The sequence below is a fragment of the Promicromonospora sukumoe 327MFSha3.1 genome (assembly GCF_000385135.1).
Classification (GTDB): domain Bacteria; phylum Actinomycetota; class Actinomycetes; order Actinomycetales; family Cellulomonadaceae; genus Promicromonospora; species Promicromonospora sukumoe_B.
Genome location: NZ_ARQM01000012.1, coordinates 326960 through 343310 on the forward strand (window position 1 = coordinate 326960; position 16351 = coordinate 343310).

The following is a 16351-nucleotide window of genomic DNA, read 5'->3' on the forward strand; positions in this document are numbered from 1 at the left end:
AGCTTGTCGAGACCCTGGTCCCGACAAGCTCGACAGCGGACCCGCCGCCCGAAATTCCACCCGCTTCGCCTCGCGGGCGAAAAAGGTGGCGCTTACATTCAGGGCATGGTGACCCAGGCCCGCACTCCCCGACGCCGCGCCGCCCTCCTGGCGGCGACCACCTGCGCTCTCCTGGTCGTCTCGGGCACGGCCGTCGCCGCCGTCGCGCCGAGCACCGGGTCCGGCCAGGACCTCGCCGCCCAGGCCTGGTCCGTCGACCTCGACGCCGTCGGCCCGGACGACGCCGGGGTGCGACATGCGGACGAGGGGCTCCGCATCGCCGTCCCGGATGCCCCGGCCGACGCCGGAAGAGCTGGCGCCGACAGGCCCCGGGAGGCGGCGGGCCAGCTCGTCGCCGACCCGGTGGAGCTCGGTTCCCCTGCGACCGGCGTCGCCGCCGAGGTAGACGCCGCCACGCCCGACGGCACGTCCGTGCTCGTGGACGTGCGCGGCCGGCTCGCCGAGGAGGGCCCCGACTCGTGGACCGAGTGGGTTCCGGCGGGCGAGCGGCTCCCGGTCGCGTCCGCGACCCTCCAGGCGCGCGTCACGCTCGTGGGCGACAGCGACGTGACCCCGACCGTGCGAGAGGTGACGCTCACGCCCGAGGTGGAGCGGTCGCGGTCCCTGCAGGAGGTCGAGGTCCAGGCCAAGGCCGACGGGCGCAGCTACAAGGTCTTCGCGACCCGCGAGGGCCTGGTGGGCGGCACCACCGCCAACGGGCACGTCATCAAGAAGCGTGACCACTTCGTCGCCCTGCCGTCCCGGCGCGGGCTGGCGGCCAAGAACTCGGGCAGCTACTCGGTGCGGGTCTGCGCCGAGCGCACCGGCCGGTGCGCGTACGCGCCGGTGTGGGACGTCGGCCCCTGGAACACCAAGGACGACCACTGGAACGGGTCGAAGAAGCGCGAGTCGTGGGACGACCTGCCGCGGGGCCTGCCCCAGGCCCAGGCCGCCTACGAGGACGGCTACAACAAGGGGAAGGACGGGTTCGGCCGCAAGGTCGCGAACCCCGCGGGGATCGACCTGGGCGACGGCACCTTCTGGGACGGCCTCGGCCTGAAGGACAACGCCTGGACCACCGTGACCTACCTGTGGACCGGCAACGGGCCGAAGGGCGTCGTGCGCACCAGCGGCCGGCCCCTGACGGTGCGGTCCGGCCCCGGCACGAACCACTCCGCCGTCGGGCAGGCCGGGCGGTTCACCAACGTCGTGATCGAGTGCACCGCGAAGGGCAGCCGCGTGGACGGCTACTACGGCGTCAGCAACGTGTGGAACCGGATCGGGCCGGGCAACTGGATCTCGGACGCGTACGTCAACACGGGTTCCAGCGGCCCGGCTGCCAAGGCCTGCTGACCCCACCCACGTGTCAGACGTACAGATCACTCCCGTGACCTGTACGTCTGACACGGAGGGTCAGGCGCGGCGGACCGCGCCGACCAGGCCCGCCGCCGCCACGCCGACCACCACGGCCGCCAGCAGCGGCAGCGCCGCCACGCCCGACCCGGCCACGACGGCGGAGGCGAGCGCTGCCCCGACGGCGATCCCGCCGTTGAACAGCACCGGGATCAGCGCCCCGGCGAACGAGCGGCGCTCCGGCCCGGCCAGGCGCAGGATCAGCGTCTGCGCGAACGGCGGCATGGCGCCCGACACCACGCCCCAGGCCACGACGACGGCGACCCCCACCACGGGGCCGGCGTCCGCGCCCAGCCCGAGCACGGCCAGCGCCGTCGCCGCCACGCTCACCACGAGCGCCGGGCCGCTGCGCTCCCCGAGCCGTCCGGCCAGCGCGACGCCGACGGCGGAGGCAAGCCCGAACACCAGGAGCAGGGTGCTCATCCCGCCCGGCAGCGCGTGTGCCGGGGCCTCCGCGAGCCGCGTGATGTACGTGTACGCGCCGTAGTGCCCGACCAGGACCAGGGCCACGAGGCCGGTCACGGTCAGCAGCCGGCCCATGCCTCCGGCCGCCGCGCGGGTGCCCCCCGCGGCCTGGTCCGCCGGGGTGCCGGGCGCGCCGTCGGGCACCGCGGCGCGGGCGACGACCAGGCGGACCGCGACCGCGGCGAGCAGCCCGAGGACCGCGAGGGCCCAGAAGGCGGCGCGCCAGCCGGTGGCGTCGGCCACGAGGCGCGCCAGCGGGGTGCCGACCACCATCCCGAGCGTCGCCCCACCGAGCACGACGGCGATGGCGCGACCGAGCAGCCGGTCGGGCACGAGGTCGGCGACGTGCGCGTTGGTCGTGGCCCACAGCAGGCCGACGGCGGCCGCGCCCAGCACCCGTGCGCCGACCGCCACCTGGAAGGTCGGGGCCAGGGCGGTGAGCGCCGAGGACAGCGCGAGGACGGCCAGGCCACCGGCGATCACGGCGCGGCGGTCCAGGCGGCGGGTGAGCCGGACGAGCGGGAAGCTCAGCACCACCACCACGGCCGCCCACACCGAGACGAGCAGCCCCGTGCTCGACTCCGCGACGCCGAGGCCTGTGCTCATCTGCTGGAGCACCGCCGTGGGCAGCATCTCGGCGGTGACCATGAACAGCGTCCCGGCGCCGAGCACGAGCAGGGAGGGCCACGGCAGGGTGCCGGGCTCGGGGCCGGCCGGGGCGGCCGGAACGGTATCGACGCTGGTGGGGGCGGCTGGTGCGGAGCCTGTCGTGTCCATGCTCGCCACGCTAAAGTTTGACACTGGTGTCAATGTCAAGGCCCTGCCCGGAGGTACGTCATGAAGATCGGTGAGCTCGCCACGCGGACCGGTGTCACGACCCGGCTGATCAGGTACTACGAGCAGCAGGACCTGCTCGAGGCGGACCGGGCGGCCAACGGCTACCGGACGTACACGGAGGAGCACGTGGAGCGGGTGTCCCGCGTTGCCGGCCTGGTCCAGGCGGGCATCCCGACCCGGCTGGTCAAGATCCTGATCGACGCCGAGGACGCTGCGAACCGCGAGGACCCGACCTGCCCGCGCGAGGTCGCCGAGCAGCTCGCCACCGAGCTGGTGGGCGTCCAGGCGCGCATCGACTGCCTGACCCGCAGCCGGGACTCGATCCGGAAGTTCCTGACGGCGACCCAGCACGAGGTGCTGCTGCGGGAGGAACGGGAGTCGGCGGCCGCCGTCTGACGCTCCCCCGCTGTGCCGCTGTGCCGAAGTGGAACTGTGGCGAGATAGAACCGGGGCCGGAGTGCTGATCAGCGCTCCGGCCCCGCTTCTATCTCGCCAGGGTTCTACCTCGGCAGGGGGTCACTCGACCCCGAGCAGGACCTCCACCGCACGGCTGAGGAACGCGTCGACGGAGGCCTCGTCGTAGGCCTCCGGGCCGCGGGCCCGGCCGAAGGTCGCCGACCGGATGTCCCCGGCCGTCAGCGGCTCCTGACGGTCGAAGTAGCCGATCAGCCGGTCGCACAGGTCGTCGACGTCGTCCTTGTCGTAGCCCTGCGAGCCGCGGTCGGCAGGGCCGAACTTCTCGCCGTCGGGCCGGCCCAGACGCCCGTACAGGGAACGGGCCCGCTCGGCGAGCGCGTTCATCCAGGCCTGCTGTCCGTGTGCCGCCGCGTACTCCGCGCGCTGCCGCGCGATGAACGCCGCCTCCAGGCGGTCGAGCGCCGCGTCTACCTCGTGGGTGTTGTACCCGCCGCGGGTCAGGTCGAAGGTCGAGGCCTGGATGTCGGCACTCGTCAGCCGATCCGCGGTACGTCCCTCGTACGCCTGCCGGGCGTGCTCGAAGAACTCGTCGACCTCGTCCTTGTCGTACCCGGTGCGCATCGCGGGCACGCTGTTGAACATCCCACTCACTCGTCGTCCTCCTCAGCCGCCAGCTGCCCGCAGGCCCCGTCGATGTCGCTCCCGCGGGTGTCACGGATAGTGGTCGGGATCCCGTGACCGCGCAATCGTGCCACAAACTCGTCCTCGACATCCCGGTCGCTCGCGGTCCAGATGGAGCCGGGAGTCGGGTTGAGCGGGATGGGGTTGACGTGCACCCAGCCGCGCCCGCGGGAGTTGAGCTTCTCGCCCAGCAGGTCGGCCCGCCAGGCGTGGTCGTTCATGTCCTTGATGAGGGCGTACTCGATGGAGACGCGACGCCCGGTCACCTCGAAGTAGTTCCGCGCGGCGTCCAGCGTCTCGTCGACGCTCCAGCGGGTGTTGATCGGCACCAGCTCGGAGCGCAGGTCGTCGTCCGGCGCGTGCAGCGAGAGGGCGAGCGTCACCGGGATGCCCTCCTTGGTGAGCTTCTGCATGGCCGGGACCAGGCCCACCGTGGAGACCGTGATGTTGCGCGCCGACATGCCGAGGCCCTCGGGCTGCGGCGCCACCAGCGTGCGGACCGTCTCGATCACGGCCTTGTAGTTGGCCAGCGGCTCGCCCATGCCCATGAAGACCAGGTTGTTCAGCCGGGTGACACCGCCGGGGATCTCGCCGTCGGCCAGCGAGCGGAAGGCCGCGCGCACCTGCTCCAGGATCTCCGCCGTGGACAGGTTGCGGGTCAGGCCGAGCTGGCCCGTGGCGCAGAACGGGCACGCCATGCCGCAGCCGGCCTGGCTCGAGACGCACAGCGTGGTGCGGTTCGGGTAGCGCATGAGCACCGACTCGACCTTGGCGTCGTCGAACAGGTGCCACAGCGTCTTGACCGTGGTGCCGCCGTCGGCCTCCAGCTTGCGCGTGGGGCGGATGAGCTGCGGGAACATCGTCGCAGCCAGCGCCTCGCGGGACTTCGCCGGGAGGTCCGTCATCTGCGCCGCGTCGCTGGTGTAGTGCGTGAAGTAGTGCGTGGCGAGCTGCTTGGCCCGGAAGGCCGGCTCCCCCGCCTCCACCACGGACGCCACCCGCTCCTCGGGCGTCAGGTCGGCGAAGTGCTTCGGCGGCTTGCCGCGGCGCTTCGGCGCCATCTGGAGCGGGATCGCCGGGGTCTCGTCCGAAGGACGGACGGTCGGCTGGGCAAGGGGAGTTTTCATCAGGCAACCACCGAGAGCACGAGATAGACGAAGGGCGCTGTGATGACCAGCGAGTCGAGGCGGTCCAGCACGCCCCCGTGCCCCGGGAGCAATGAGCCCATGTCCTTCAATTCTAGGTCACGCTTGAGGAGAGACTCGGCGAGATCGCCCACCGTGGCAGTGATGGCGGTCATGACGCCGAGCGCGACCCCGAGGACCGGGCTCTCGCCCAGCCCGTAGACCGAACCGAGCACGCCCACGACCGTGGCCAGCACGATCGAGCCGGCGAGGCCCTCCCAGGACTTCTTGGGGCTCACCGTCGGGGCCAGCGGGTGCCGACCCAGCATGACGCCGGCGATGTAGCCGCCGGTGTCGTTGGCGACCGCCAAGAGAATGAACAGCGCGACGCGGATCTCGCCGTCGTGCTGCGCGAGCATCAGCACCACGAACCCGGCCAGGAACGGCAGGTAGGACGCGGCGAAGATCGCCGCCGCCGAGTCCCGCACGGCGCTGAGGCCGGAGCCGTCCAGCGCCCGCCACACCACGGTCGCGGCCACGGTCAGCACGAAGGCCACGAACAGCGCCTCCGGACCGCCCCGGTACGCGGAGACCACCATGCCCGCGGTGCCCACGAAGAGCGGGACCATGGGCAGCCGCAGGTCACGGCGCGCGAACGCCTGCCGCAGCTCCCACAGCCCCGCCCACAGCAGGAGCACCACGAACAGGACGAACGGTTCGGGTCGCCAGTACAGCGACGCGCCGACGACGCCGAGCAGGCCGACGCCCACGAGGATCGCTGCGGGCAGGTTGCGGCCCGCGCGCGACGTCTTCGCGGCGGGTACGGGTTCTGGGCTCACTGCGGTGTGCGCGTTGTCTCGCTCTGTTCTGTCTCGAGGCGGTGCGGGCATCAGACCTCGAGCAGCTCGCTCTCCTTGCTGGAGAGCAGCTGGTCGATCATGTCGACGTGGCTCTTGGTCAGCTTGTCCAGCTCCTTCTCCGCGCGCACGACCTCGTCCTCGCCGGCCTCGCCGTCCTTGACGATGCGGTCCAGCGTCTCCTTGGCCTTGCGGCGGATGTTGCGCACCGAGACGCGCGAGTCCTCGGCCTTCGACTTGGCGAGCTTCACGTAGTCGCGGCGGCGCTCCTCCGTCAGGGAGGGCAGCACGATGCGGATGGCGTTGCCGTCGGTCGCCGGGTTCACGCCCAGGTCGGAGTCGCGCAGCGCCTTCTCGACGGCGGGCACGGAGCCCTTGTCGAAGGGGGCGACCAGCACGGTCCGCGCGTCGGGGATGTTGAACGACGCCAGCTGCTGCAGCGGCGTGGGCGCGCCGTAGTAGTCGACGGTGATCTTGCTGAACATCCCGGCGTTCGCGCGGCCGGTGCGGATGCCCGCGAAGTCCTCCTTGGCGACCTCGATCGCCTTCTCCATCTTTTCCTCGGCTTCGAGGAGGGTCTCGTCGATCACCACTGCTCCTGTCGTTGGTCTACGGGTGGTGCCGGGGCCACTCTACGGACACTTTGCCCGGCTACCGAAAGGATCGCGAGTTCCCGGGCGGGCCCGGGTCCCGCGGTTCAGCGCGTCGTGATCAGCGTGCCGATCGGCTCGCCGGCCAGTGCGCGCGTGACGTTGCCCTCGCCCTCCATGCCGAAGACCCGCATCTGGACGTCGTTGTCGCGGCACATGGCCAGCGCCGTGTCGTCCATGACGCCGAGCCGGTTCACGAGGGCGTCGGTGTAGGTCAGGTGGTCGAGCTTCTTCGCGTCGGGGTTGCGGCGCGGGTCGGAGTCGTACACGCCGTCGACCCCGTTCTTGCCCATGACGACCTGCTCGCAGCCGGTCTCCAGGGCACGCTGCACCGCGACGGTGTCGGTCGAGAAGTACGGCATGCCCGCACCCGCGCCGAAGATCACCACGCGGCCCTTCTCCAGGTGCCGGATCGCCCGAAGCGGGATGTACGGCTCGGCGACCTGGCCCATCGTGATGGCGGTCTGCACGCGAGTCGTGACGCCTGCCTGCTCCAGGAAGTCCTGGAGGGCGAGGCAGTTCATGACCGTGCCGAGCATGCCCATGTAGTCCGCGCGGGCCCGGTCCATGCCGGCCACGCTCAGCTCGGCGCCGCGGAAGAAGTTCCCGCCGCCGACGACGATCGCGACCTGGATGCCGTCCCGGACGGCCACGCCGATCTCCTTCGCCATGCGCCGGACCACGTCGGCGTCCAGCCCCACGCTGCCACCGCCGAACGCCTCGCCCGACAGCTTCAGGAGCACGCGCCGGGCCGGCTTGCCCTCCACGTCCACCGCGAAGTTCTGCGTCGCCTCGTCACTCACTGATCCGTCACCCTTCGATCGTCGATGCCGGGACACCGGCCCTTCCCGGAATACTGCGCCCGACTCGCGGGCGACGCACCTCTGCGCCAGGCAGGGCCTCCGGACCGGCCTCGAGACCCCTGGTGCGACCTGGAGCCCGCCCGGCTCTACGTCACACCGAAAGTATCGAAGCCGCACCGCGCTCCGGCCGGAGCGCGGCGTGCGGTCCGGCTCCGACGGAACCGGCCGCGTACGCGTCGGCCCGGCCCGCGCCGAAGCGCGGGCCGGGCCGAACGAGCTGCGTCAGGAACCGACGCGGAACCGCACGAACGCGGTGAGGGAGCCGTTCACGGAGGCGACGTGCTTGCCGACCGTGGTCTTCGGGTCCTTCGCCAGCGGCTGGTCGATCAGGACGACCTCCTTGAAGAAGCCGTTCAGGCGGCCCTCGACGATCTTGGGCAGCGCCGCCTCCGGCTTGCCCTCGTTCTTCGAGGTCTCCAGAGCGATCTCGCGCTCCTTCTCGACGACGTCCGCCGGGACGTCCTCACGCGTGAGGTACTTCGGGGCCATCGCGGCGACGTGCTGCGCGATGTCCTTGGCGACGGCCGCGCCCGCCTCGTCGGTGACCACGAGGACGCCGATCGACGGCGGCAGGTCCTTGGCCGTCTTGTGCAGGTAGGTCGTGACCTTCGGGCCCTCGACGCGCGCGACGCGGCGCAGGACGAGCTTCTCGCCCAGCGTGGCGCCCTGAGCGGCGATGAGCTCGGCGACCGTGCCCTCACCGGCGGGGGCGGCGGAGGCCGCGACCTCGTCGGCGGCACCGGCGGCAGCGGTGGCCTCCAGGACGGCCTCGGCCAGCGAGATGAACTTCTCGTTCTTGACGACGAAGTCGGTCTCGGCGTTCAGCTCGATCATGGTGGCGACCTGGCCGGCCGCGGTGTCCTCGACCTTGACGGCGACGAGACCCTCGGACGTGGCGTTGCCCTCGCGCTTGGCGGCGCGGGCCAGGCCCTTGGTCCGGATGATCTCGATGGCCTTGTCGGCGTCGCCGTCGGCCGCGTCCAGGGCCTTCTTGACGTCGAGCATGCCGGCGCCGGTCCGCTCACGCAGCGCCTTGATGTCAGCGGCGGTGTAGTTCGCCATTGTTCTGGTCCTCCGTGCAGTCGTGTTGTTCTTGGGAGGTCGTACGACCGTCAGGGACGGCGCGCCGGCCGGGTCCGCGCGTGACGCACCCGGCCGACGCAGCGCGTCACTTCTCGGTCTCGGCCTCGGGAGCAGCAGCCGGAGCGGCCTCGGCGGCCTCGGCGGCCTCCACGACCTCGGCCGGGGAGGCCGGGGTGGCTGCGGCGGCAGCCTCGGCGGCGGCCTCGTCGACGGTGCCCTCGGCGACGGCGGCCGGGGTCTCGACCGTGCCCTCGGTGGTGTCACCGGCGAGGAGCTCGCGCTCCCACTCGGCCAGCGGCTCGGCGGCGGCCTCGGCCTCGGTGCCGGTCTTGGCACCGCCCGAGTGGCGCTGCATGAGGCCCTCGGCGGCGGCGTCCGCGATCACACGGGTGAGCAGCGTGACGGAACGGATCGCGTCGTCGTTGCCCGGGATCGCGTAGTCGACCATGTCGGGGTCGCAGTTGGTGTCGAGGATCGCCACGACGGGGATGCCCAGCTTGCGGGCCTCGTCCACCGCGAGGTGCTCCTTGTTGGTGTCGACGATCCAGACGGCCGAGGGGACCTTGGCCATGTCACGGATACCGCCGAGGGTGCGCGCGAGCTTGTCCTTCTCGCGGCGCAGCACCAGGAGCTCCTTCTTCGTGAGGCCCGAGGCGGCCACGTCGTCGAAGTCGATCTCCTCGAGCTCCTTGAGGCGCTGGAGACGCTTGTGCACCGTGGTGAAGTTGGTGAGCATGCCACCGAGCCAGCGGTGGTTCACGTACGGCATCCCGACGCGGGCGGCCTGCTCGGCAACCGGCTCCTGGGCCTGCTTCTTGGTGCCGACGAAGAGGATGGAGCCGCCGTGGGCGACCGTCTCCTTGACGAAGTCGTAGGCGCTGTCGATGAAGTGCAGCGACTGCTGCAGGTCGACGATGTAGATGCCGTTGCGCTCCGTGAAGATGAAGCGCTTCATCTTCGGGTTCCAACGGCGGGTCTGGTGTCCGAAGTGGACACCGCTCTCGAGGAGCTGGCGCATGGACACGACGGCCATGACACGTCCTTTCGGTGCGGTCCGGGATCGACCCGGGGCTCCGCACGCATTTCAGGCGGCACAGGACACAAGGCCTGGGCCACGGTTCGGTTGGCGGCGCCTTCTCGTGAAGGTGCCCCTGGCGCCACGTCGTTCCCGACGCCGACCCTGGGGGCCGGACCACTGCCGGACGCGACTCGATGTGGCGCGCGATGTCGACCGGAGATCTCCCTGTCAGGCAGAGGGCCAGCGGAGCTGGACGCCTGCCGGACTGGCAGCACATGCCGGTCGCGGGTTGAAGTCTACCCGACCGGCCCCCGCGGCGAGGACCTCGGCGACGGGCCCCCGTTGTGACGTCGCCCGCTCTGGCGCGGGCGGTCGCGCGGGGTTGTCCTGGCGGACGTTCTCGCCCGCCGACCGACGCTCGTGACGGCGGCAGAAGGCAGCGAGCGCGACCACAGGGCGCCTCCGAGCCGGTTCGTGCACAGGCGGGTCCAGGACCGCTCCCGCATGGCGGCCCGTCGAGTGATGCTCGCGGCATGACGAACTCTCGTAACCCCCGCTGGACCGGTGGTCGGGCCCCGGGCCGGCGCTTCCTACCGCTCTTCGTTCTCGTAGCAATCCTTCTCGTCACCGTGGCGACGGCACCGCCCGCCGGGGCGCTACGGACGGGGCCCGACGTCGCGGTCCCGGCCGACGCCGCCGGGCCGTTCGCCCTGCGGGCCGCCGGTGTCGCGGGGGCGGGTGACGCGGGGGCGGGGGCCGCGAGGGCGGGTGTTGTAGGGCCGGGCGCGGCAAGTCCTGGTGTCGGATCCAGCCGCTCTGGGCCCGGATCCGGAGCGACCGGCTACGTGCCGCCCGTCGCGGGGGTGGACCCGCCCGCCGGGGTGGAGCGCCTGTTCGACCCGCCCGAGGAGGAGTGGGGCGCGGGACACCGCGGCGTCGACCTGACGGCCGCGGTGGGTTCGCCGGTGCTGTCCCCGGGTCCGGGGGTGGTCACGTTCGCCGGGCAGGTCGCCCGCCGTGGGGTCGTGGTGGTCACCCATCCCGACGGCCTGCGCACGAGCCTGGAACCGGTGGCGGCGTCCGTGCCGGTCGGCACGGCCGTGGCCGCGGGCACGGCGGTCGGCGTGGTCGAGGACGGCGCGACGCCGAACCACTGCACGCCCCGGTCCTGCGTGCACTGGGGCGTGCGGCGGGGCGAGCGGTACATCGACCCGCTGTCCCTGCTGGACCGGCCGCCGATCGTGCTGCTGCCGGACGGTTGAGGCGCGGGACGGTTGAGGACCGGCCGGTCGAGGAACGGCCGGTCAGGCGCGCGGGAACGCCTGGGCGTACACGCTGCGCAGCCGCTCGGCGTCCACGTGGGTGTAGCGCTGGGTGGTGGCGAGGTTGGCGTGGCCGAGGACCTCCTGCACCGCGCGCAGGTCGGAACCGCCCTGGAGCAGGTGCGTCGCGGCGGAGTGCCGCAGCGCGTGCGGGGCGACGTCGTCGACGCCGGCCTGGGCCGCGAGCCGGTGCACGGCCTCGCGCACCTGCCGCTGGCCCCAGCGCCCGCCACGCTCCCCCACCAGGAAGGCGTCACCGGTGGTGGCGGTCATGAACGCCGGGCGGCCGTCGGTCAGCCAGGCGTCCACGGCCCGGGCGGCCGGGATGCCGAACGGGACCACCCGCTCCTTGCCGCCCTTGCCGAGCACCCGCACGAGCCGGTCGCGCGGGTCCACGTGCCCGACGTCGACCGAGACCAGCTCGCCCACGCGGATCCCCGCGCCGTACAGCAGCTCGGCGGCCACCCACGAGCGCAGCGCAGCGGGCCGGTCCGGCTCGTCAGCGGCGTCCGCGGCGGCCCGGGCGCCGTCGAGCAGCCGGCCGGCCGCGTCGACGTCGAGCACGGTCGGGAGGGTGCGCGGCACCTTGGGGCTCGCGAGGCGGGCCGAGGGGTCCACGGGCACGAGCCCGGTGCGGTGCGCCCAGCGCAGGAAGGCCCGGGCCGAGGCGCCACGGCGCGCGAGCGTGGATCGCGCGAGCCCGCGCTCGGACTGGGACGCGAGCCACCCGCGCAGCAGCGTCAGGTCGATCTCGTCGAGGCTCGTGCTCCCGTGCCGCATCGCGTACCGCAGCAGGTCGGTCACGTCCGCCACGTAGGCACGCCGCGTGTGGGCGGAGTGCCCCCGCTGCGCGTGGAGGTAGCTGGCGAAACGGGACACGGCGTCGGACAACTGCTCGGGCAGCCGAGGCAAGCCGGACAGGTCGGTAAGGTCCACGTTTGCCAGTGTGCCGCGCGCCCGCCACCGGGTGAAGCAGGCGCGCCGCGATTCCCCGGGCAGACGGGAGCGGTGAGCGGGGCCGGCGCCGGGCCTCTGCCAGACTCGGGGCGGACGAGTGCAGCCGGACGAGCGCAGGAGGACCGCGATGATGCGTGCCGTACAGATCACCGAGTTCGGTGGGCCCGAGATGCTCAGGCCCGCCGAGGTGCCGGAGCCGGCGGCGGGACCGGGGCAGGTGCTGATCGACGTCTCCCGCATCGGCGTCAACTACGCCGACACCCACCAGATCGAGAACTCGTACCAGACGCCGACCAGGCTGCCGTTCGTTCCCGGGAGCGAGGTCGTCGGGCGCACCGCGGACGGCCGCCGGGTCGCCGCGCTCCTGACCGGCGGGGGCGGGTACGCGGAGCGCGCCGTCGCCGACGCGGCCCTGACCTTCCCCGTGCCCGACGAGGTCGACGACCTCACCGCGCTGTCGATGCTGGTACAGGGCACGACCGCCTGGATCCTGCTGCGCAAGAACGCCCACCTCGAGGCGGGCGAGTCCGTGGTCGTTCACGCGGCCGCCGGAGGGGTCGGCACGATCGCCGTGCAGCTCGCCAAGGCGTGGGGCGCCGGCCGGGTCGTCGCCACCGCGAGCACCGACGACAAGCGCGCGCTGGCCCTCGGCCTCGGGGCCGACGTCGCCGTCGACTCCCGCGCCGCCGACATGACGACGACCCTGATCGAGGCCAACGGAGGCCGCGTCGACATCGTGCTCGACATGGTCGGCGGCACCACCACCGACCAGAGCGTGGCCGCGCTCGCACCGTTCGGCCGGCTGGTCTTCTACGGCATGGCCGGGCGTGAGCAGCCCAGGCCCGTCGAGCTGCGCAACCTGCTCGGCCACAGCAGCACCGTCGCGGGCATGTGGCTGCCGCACGTGTTCAAGCTGCCGGGCAACCTCTACGGCAGGGCGCTGTCCGAGCTGTTCGAGCTGGCCGGACGCGGCGAGATCCGCGTCGTCGCCGGCGGGGAGTACCCGCTGTCCGACGCCCGCGGAGCGCACGAGGCCCTGCGCTCCCGGGGCACGGTCGGCAAGCTCGTCCTCGACCCGGCAGGCTGACCCGTCCGCAGCGGCTCCCGCCGGGTCAGCCCACCAGCCGCGCGGCCGGGGCCGAGCGCCCGGCCCCGCTCGGCCCCGCCCCAGGCCGCGGCCGGGCGCCCCACCTCACCGCCTCCGCCACCCGCCGTCCCGCTGCTCGGCCAGCCCCATCAGCTCCAGCAGGCCGAGCGCCCCCGTCGTGTCGGCGAGCGCCAGCCCGGCGGCCCGTGCGATGGAGCGCTCGTGCGCCGGCTTGCGCACGGGCAGTGCGTCGAGCACCGCCTTGCCGGCCGTGTCGAGGTCGTCGCCGGGGCGGACCTCGCCCTGGCGGCGCGGGGCGGTCTCGCCGAGGTCGCCGACCAGCTCGGCGGCCTCCGCGGCGTCGGTCACACAGACGGCCGCGCCCTGCCGGAGCAGCTCGTGGCAGCCGCTGGACGCCATCGACGTGACCGGCCCGGGCACCGCACCGAGCGGGCGCAGGAGCCTTACGGCGTGGTTGGCCGTGGACAGCGCGCCGGAGCGCAGCGCCGCCTCGACCACCACCGTGCCCGCCGTGAAGGCGGCGATGAGCCGGTTGCGCTGGAGGAACCGCCGCTTGCCCGGCACCGAGCCGGGCGGCACCTCGCTCACCACGGCGCCCTGGTCGATCGCGCGCCGGAGCAGGTCCGTGTTGGCCGCCGGGTAGAGGCGGTCGACCCCGCCCGCGAGGAACGCCACGGTCCGCGCCCCCGAGACGAGCGCGCCGCGGTGCGCCTCCGCGTCGATCCCGTTGGCGCCGCCCGAGACCACCGTGAACCCGCGGTCGGCCAGCCCGCACGCGAGGTCCCGCGTGACCCGCACCCCGTAGGGGGTGCAGGCGCGCGAGCCGACCAGGGACACCGAGCGCTCCGCGAGCGCGGCCAGGTCCGCGTCGCCCCGTACCCACAGCGCGAGGGGCGCGGCCGCACCGAGGGAGTCGAGCGCCGTGGGCCAGCCCGGGTGGTCCGGGGTGAGGAACGTGCCGGCGTAGCGGTCGAGCACCGCGAGCTCCCCCTCGGGGTCCAGGCGCTCCAGTCGGGGCGCCCAGCGCCCGACCGCGGCCACGACGAGACCGGCGGCCCGGCCCCCGCCGGCCGCCGGACCCTCGGGGCCCGGATCGAGCAGGTGTCCGGGCGCGTCGGCCCGTCCGGGCGACCCGGCGAGTGCCTCCTGGACGGTGTCCGCGCCGCCGATCCTCCGCAGCGCCGCACCGGCGCGATCGGGGTCGCGGGCGGCGTCGAGCAGCCAGTCGAGGGCGTCGACGGGACCGAGGTGACCCACGAGGGCGCCCGCGACCAGGTCCCCCGGTTCGGCGATCCGGCTCCATGCGGCCCGGGCCAGCACCGGGTCGTCCCGGTCGAAGCGGAGGCCGGCGCGCGGCAGCTCGAAGAGCGGGTCAGTCATGCTCGCCTCCCGTGCGCAGCAGGAGGGCGTTGCCGACGTCGGACACCGTGGGCGCCGCGCGGCCGGCGAGGTCCGCGATGGACCAGGCGATCCGCAGCACCCGGTCGACGCCGCGCAGGCTGAGCGTCCCGGCGGTCATGGCCTTCTCGATCGGGGCGAGCAGCCCGGGGTGCGGCCGGAGCAGGTCGCGCAGGAACCGCCCGGGCATCTCCGCGTTGGTGGACCAGGGTGTCTCCGCCAGCCGGGCGCGAGCGGCCTGGCGGGCGGCGAGCACGCGTGCGGCCACCGCCGACGTCGGCTCGGACGTGCCCTCCATGCGCTCGACCCGGTCCACCGGCTGGACCTCGACCTGAACGTCCACGCGGTCCAGCAGCGGCCCGGAGAGCCGCGCGAAGTACCGGCGCCGGAGCGTCGGCGAGCAGCTGCACTCGAGTCCCTTGCCGATGGCCAGCCCGCACGGACAGGGATTGGCCGCCATGACGAGCTGGAACCGGGCCGGGTAGCGCGCCGCGCCGCCCGACCGGTGGATCACCAGCTCGCCCTGCTCCAGCGGCTGGCGCAGGGTCTCCAGCACCCGGGCGCCGAACTCCGGGGCCTCGTCCAGGAACAGGATCCCCCGGTGCGCCCGCGACACCGCCCCCGGCCGCGGGATGCCGGAGCCGCCGCCCACGACGGCCGCCTGGGTGGCCGTGTGGTGCGGGTCCTCGTACGGCGGGCGCCGGATCAGCCCGCCGCCGGGATCGAAGGTGCCGGCCACGGAGTGCACGGCCGTGACCTCGACGGCCTCGCGGTCGGTCAGGTCCGGGAGGATGCCCGGCAGTCGGGAGGCGAGCATCGTCTTGCCCGCCCCGGGCGGGCCGACCAGCAGCAGGTGGTGCCCGCCCGCGGCCGCCACCTCCAGGGCCGCGCGCGGCCGCTCCTGCCCCACGACGTCGGCCAGGTCCCCCGGCAGCCGCGCGGAGAGCGCCGTGCGGGCCGGCCGCACCGCCACCACCTCGCGCACCAGCTCCGGCGGGCCGCCGTGCAGCGCCACCACCTCGGCCAGGCTCGCGGCGCCCACGACCCGGGCGCCGGGCACCAGCCGCGCCTCGTCGGCGTCGCCGGCAGCCACCACGACGTCCGGGAAGCCCGCCGCCACGGCGGCCGCCACGGTCGGCAGCACCCCGCGCACCGGCTGGATCCGCCCGTCGAGCCCCAGCTCGCCCAGGTGCACCACCCGGTCCAGGCCGGTCCGGCGCATCCCCGGGGACGACGGTCCGTCGGCGCCCGCGAGGATCGCCACCGCTATCGCCAGGTCGTACGCGCTGCCCTGCTTGCGCAGCGACGCGGGCGACAGGTTCACCGTGATCTTCTTGACGGGCCAGGGCAGCCCCGTGGAGGTCACCGCGGCCCGCACCCGGTCCCGCGACTCGCTCAGCGCTGCGTCCGGCAGCCCCACCAGCGTGAACCCCGGGACCGACGCCGCGAAGTGCGCCTGCACCTCCACCACGTGCCCCTGCATGCCGACGAGCGACACCGCCCGCGTGGTCGCGATCCCCATCAGGCCACCGCCTCGAGGTGCTCGACGACGGCGGGTCCCTGCCGCTGGAGCGTCACCGCCACCACGTCGATGCGGATCGCGCCGAACCAGGTCCGCACGTCGGGCAGCACCGCCACCGGACCGCCCGCCTCCGCGCCGCCGGCCTGCCCCTCCGCCTCCAGCCGCTCCGCCGCGAGGCGTTCCCGGAAGACGGTGAGCCACTGCCCCGTCAGCCGTTTGATCCGGGTCAGCTTGCGCGGTGTCACCGCCTCCGCGGGGTGCCCGAACCCCAGGCCCGACCGGGTCTTGACCTCCACCACCACGAGCACGTCGCCGTCGAGCGCGACGATGTCGAGCTCACCCTCGCTGCCGCGCCAGTTGGTGTCGAGCACCCGCCAGCCGCGCGCCTCCACGTGCCGCACCGCGACCCGCTCGCCGTACCGGCCTACGCCGTCCTTCTTCGCCATCGCGTCCACCTCCGTGACCAGCCTTGGTCACGGAGGTGCCCGCCGACGGCGTCCGCAGGGTCACCTGTGCACGGATCGACGATCCACAGGGTCGAGGTCGCACTCGAAGCCTTGGGGCCTCGTCACGAGGGTCTGCGCCGACCCCCGAGCA

The 16351-nt window shown here is 73.7% G+C and carries 16 protein-coding genes; 4 read left to right on the forward strand and 12 right to left on the reverse strand.

What is annotated here, in order from left to right; translation table 11 throughout:
• Nucleotides 1-105 precede the first annotated feature (105 nt).
• A complete protein-coding gene (locus tag H291_RS0120225) occupies nucleotides 106-1392 on the forward strand; it encodes a hypothetical protein (protein ID WP_020016842.1) in 1287 nt (428 codons plus the stop codon).
• A gap of 60 nt (nucleotides 1393-1452) precedes the next feature.
• On the opposite strand, the gene H291_RS0120230 is transcribed toward H291_RS0120225, so the two are convergent.
• A complete protein-coding gene (locus H291_RS0120230) occupies nucleotides 1453-2694 on the reverse strand; it encodes an MFS transporter (RefSeq protein WP_020016843.1) in 1242 nt (413 codons plus the stop codon).
• 60 nt (nucleotides 2695-2754) lie between these two features.
• Between H291_RS0120230 and H291_RS0120235 the strand changes: the two genes are divergently transcribed.
• A complete protein-coding gene (locus tag H291_RS0120235; RefSeq protein ID WP_020016844.1) occupies nucleotides 2755-3150 on the forward strand; it encodes a MerR family transcriptional regulator in 396 nt (131 codons plus the stop codon).
• A 120-nt stretch (nucleotides 3151-3270) separates the two neighbouring features.
• Here H291_RS0120235 and H291_RS0120240 read toward each other — a convergent pair whose 3' ends face one another.
• The 7 genes from H291_RS0120240 to rpsB all read right to left on the reverse strand — a co-directional run bounded on the left by H291_RS0120240 (nucleotide 3271) and on the right by rpsB (nucleotide 9462).
• Entirely contained in the window at nucleotides 3271-3813 is a 543-nt protein-coding gene (locus tag H291_RS0120240) for a DivIVA domain-containing protein (protein ID WP_020016845.1), read from the reverse strand.
• A 5-nt stretch (nucleotides 3814-3818) separates the two neighbouring features.
• Nucleotides 3819-4913, reverse strand: coding sequence for a 23S rRNA (adenine(2503)-C(2))-methyltransferase RlmN (rlmN, locus tag H291_RS0120245; protein ID WP_020016846.1), 1095 nt, complete (start codon nucleotides 4911-4913; stop codon nucleotides 3819-3821).
• A gap of 65 nt (nucleotides 4914-4978) precedes the next feature.
• Nucleotides 4979-5815 carry a phosphatidate cytidylyltransferase gene (locus tag H291_RS0120250; protein WP_020016847.1) on the reverse strand — a complete coding sequence of 279 codons (837 nt, stop codon included), beginning with the start codon at nucleotides 5813-5815 and terminating at the stop codon, nucleotides 4979-4981.
• A gap of 50 nt (nucleotides 5816-5865) precedes the next feature.
• The gene (gene frr / locus H291_RS0120255) at nucleotides 5866-6423 is read right to left on the reverse strand and encodes a ribosome recycling factor (protein WP_026365946.1); all 558 of its coding nucleotides are present in this window, start codon (nucleotides 6421-6423) and stop codon (nucleotides 5866-5868) included.
• 107 nt (nucleotides 6424-6530) lie between these two features.
• The gene (gene pyrH, locus H291_RS0120260) at nucleotides 6531-7286 is read right to left on the reverse strand and encodes a UMP kinase (protein ID WP_020016849.1); all 756 of its coding nucleotides are present in this window, start codon (nucleotides 7284-7286) and stop codon (nucleotides 6531-6533) included.
• Between the two features lie 282 nt (nucleotides 7287-7568).
• Nucleotides 7569-8408: a translation elongation factor Ts gene (gene tsf, locus H291_RS0120265; RefSeq protein WP_020016850.1), complete on the reverse strand. Its 840-nt coding sequence runs from the start codon at nucleotides 8406-8408 to the stop codon at nucleotides 7569-7571.
• Nucleotides 8409-8514: 106 nt separating this feature from the next.
• Nucleotides 8515-9462: a 30S ribosomal protein S2 gene (rpsB, locus tag H291_RS0120270; RefSeq protein WP_020016851.1), complete on the reverse strand. Its 948-nt coding sequence runs from the start codon at nucleotides 9460-9462 to the stop codon at nucleotides 8515-8517.
• Nucleotides 9463-10076: 614 nt separating this feature from the next.
• Here rpsB and H291_RS33450 point away from each other — a divergent pair.
• Nucleotides 10077-10709: a M23 family metallopeptidase gene (locus H291_RS33450; RefSeq protein ID WP_232216125.1), complete on the forward strand. Its 633-nt coding sequence runs from the start codon at nucleotides 10077-10079 to the stop codon at nucleotides 10707-10709.
• 42 nt (nucleotides 10710-10751) lie between these two features.
• Here the strand turns inward: H291_RS33450 and H291_RS0120280 are convergent, their stop codons facing one another.
• Entirely contained in the window at nucleotides 10752-11705 is a 954-nt protein-coding gene (locus H291_RS0120280) for a tyrosine recombinase XerC (protein WP_232216126.1), read from the reverse strand.
• A gap of 148 nt (nucleotides 11706-11853) precedes the next feature.
• Between H291_RS0120280 and H291_RS0120285 the strand changes: the two genes are divergently transcribed.
• Entirely contained in the window at nucleotides 11854-12813 is a 960-nt protein-coding gene (locus H291_RS0120285) for a quinone oxidoreductase family protein (protein WP_020016854.1), read from the forward strand.
• 105 nt (nucleotides 12814-12918) lie between these two features.
• Here H291_RS0120285 and dprA read toward each other — a convergent pair whose 3' ends face one another.
• Genes dprA through H291_RS0120300 form a run of 3 tightly spaced genes read right to left on the reverse strand, consistent with a single transcriptional unit; the run spans nucleotide 12919 to nucleotide 16200 of the window.
• Nucleotides 12919-14214: a DNA-processing protein DprA gene (gene dprA / locus H291_RS0120290; RefSeq protein WP_020016855.1), complete on the reverse strand. Its 1296-nt coding sequence runs from the start codon at nucleotides 14212-14214 to the stop codon at nucleotides 12919-12921.
• Entirely contained in the window at nucleotides 14207-15754 is a 1548-nt protein-coding gene (locus H291_RS0120295; RefSeq protein ID WP_020016856.1) for a YifB family Mg chelatase-like AAA ATPase, read from the reverse strand. The genes dprA and H291_RS0120295 overlap by 8 nt, the downstream gene beginning before the upstream one ends.
• Nucleotides 15754-16200 (reverse strand): YraN family protein, encoded by a 447-nt coding sequence (locus tag H291_RS0120300; protein WP_026365950.1) that lies wholly within the window; start codon nucleotides 16198-16200, stop codon nucleotides 15754-15756. The genes H291_RS0120295 and H291_RS0120300 overlap by 1 nt, the downstream gene beginning before the upstream one ends.
• Nucleotides 16201-16351 lie beyond the last annotated feature (151 nt).